This is a genomic window from Moorena sp. SIO3I6, assembly GCF_010672095.1.
This window is the reverse complement of the sequence record NZ_JAAHHU010000930.1, coordinates 1-1,936: the sequence shown is the minus strand read 5'-3', so window position 1 is coordinate 1,936 and position 1,936 is coordinate 1. Positions and strand designations below refer to the sequence as shown.

At 40.5% G+C, this 1,936-nt stretch carries 2 protein-coding genes; both read right to left on the bottom strand.

Annotated elements, in window-relative coordinates; genetic code table 11:
- Window positions 1-819: 819 nt before the first annotated feature.
- Window positions 820-1,266 (bottom strand): hypothetical protein, encoded by a 447-nt coding sequence (locus F6K49_RS44585; protein ID WP_293066957.1) that lies wholly within the window; start codon window positions 1,264-1,266, stop codon window positions 820-822.
- A gap of 6 nt (window positions 1,267-1,272) precedes the next feature.
- Window positions 1,273-1,936, bottom strand: a 664-nt coding sequence (locus tag F6K49_RS44580) for an AAA family ATPase (protein ID WP_293108388.1), incomplete at its 5' end; no start/stop codon positions are given.

Sequence of the window (1,936 nt, the reverse complement as noted above, 5' to 3'; positions counted from 1 at the left end):
CAGCTGTTAAATTAACGACAGTATCCTCTCAGGGACGGTTTTATTCGTCTTTCGGGCTTCCCGCGCGCGTCCCCGATGCCTCAAACAGCAAGCTGCAATACGGTCTTACTCAGCGTCCACAGGCAGATATCCGCCTTCCGCAGACATATAGTTTACAAGGGCAGACTCACCTTGGAATTACGACTCTGTGGTCAACCAGCCGGGGCTTGTCTCTTCCCTGAGCTCTGCTAGTACTTTGTACACCTAATGGTCTAAAAACTGATAGGATTTTAGACCATTTGTAAGGTAGCCTTTTAGTCAGTCAGGCGGGTCAGCGACCATCTTTATTCTAACATGAATCGTGATGATTTGTCATTACAAGTTGTCGTCTCGCTATCCATCCCCACCCTGGAAGAGGGTGGGGAATTCCGCGAGTTTTGTTAAATTAATTTAGTGAGATTATTGGGTTACTTAACTTAACCTAACCTACCAGCGGGCTTGATCGCACTGTGTGACATTTTGACTTAACATCGATAAGTCTAAGTCTGGCCTAATTAACCTAGGGGTCGCGATCGCCCCCGACCCCTAGCTAGAAAACCGGTGATGCGATCGCGTAGCGTGACCGTTCGCGTAGCGTGGCCTTTTGGCCAAAGGTCAATCGCAATCAAGTTTCAGCAGACTTCCTAGTACAATTCCCTAGTTGCCCAATTGTCACCTTTCTTCGGACTTCCCTATAAAATAGACACAGCTCAACCAGTTAGGCTCAAAATCAGGAGACTGAAGAAGCATACAGTGACTTTACTCTCAAGAAAGTCAAGAAGAAGAAGCCTAAGCATAGGCTTACCTACTTTTTTTCTTGATGGTGAGCTTACTTAAATCACAACTATCTTGAATAGTCTTAATTTTGAATTCAGCATTATAGTTCTTATCAAACTTCTTTTCTAGCTGTTGTATGGTCGTTGTTTGCCTGGGAACGCGAGTAGAAACTACAAAGCACCACTTTTTGATTTTTTTTGGGTTATCTGAAAGTAACCTAATAGTCGATTCTATTTGCTCAACTGCATGGAGAATCTTACTTCCTTTCAACTCTACATAAATTTCTCCGTTACTACAAACAAGAGCATAATCACAGCGCTTAGTTTCATTATCTGCGATAGCGCAGCCATCAACTTTAATTACTAATATTTTATCTTTGTTGTGATTTTCAAAAGTTAGTTTACTTTTCTTTTCCTTTAATACGATTTTCTTGTCATCTTTATATTCCTCACAGCCTGGGCAAGATTTCATAAATACTCACGCTAAGTCCAGAAGTTCATCAAACTCAATAGCTAGCTCATCAGAAACACCGTCAATAAGATTGGCATCGATCAGACCTGTCTCTTTGTCTAACATATTTTCAGCTTTGCCATTTTCTAGGACATAGGCTGATAAATCGGAGGTAATCAGGGCTTTATATCTAGGAACGATTTTTTCTAATTTAGGTAAGACATCCTGGCTAGATTCTTCATAGAGCATACCAGCTTGAATCAGATTATTGATTGCAGTTAGGATGTAAGGACTATGGGTGGTGATAAAGAATTGAAGTTTTTCCGGATGAGAATTAAACACACAGGCGATTAACTCAACCATGTTTCGTTGTGCGCTTGGAAATAGATGAGCTTCTGGTTCCTCAATATAAACAGTTTGTCCAGGGGAACGAGCATCAACTAAAAAAGGTAATGCTGAAAGTATAATCGTCAGGGGAAATGTTTCTTGCTGACCAGAAGAAGAGTTGGCAAGACTAATCCGTCTTCCATCTGCCATCTTCACAAAATCTTCGCCTTTTTCCTGTATGTGTTCCCCACATAAAGTTTTCTTGATAAGTCTGTTTATTTCATCCTTTATCTCTTTTTGTTTTCTATTTTCAGTTTGAATCATGATTCTCAAATTCAAACGTTTTATACTTTCGTAAGTGGAA

Coding starts and splice junctions, on each gene's coding strand:
- F6K49_RS44585 (WP_293066957.1), bottom strand. CDS start 1,266: ATGAAATCTTGCCCAGGCTGTGAGGAATATAAAGATGACAAGAAAATC.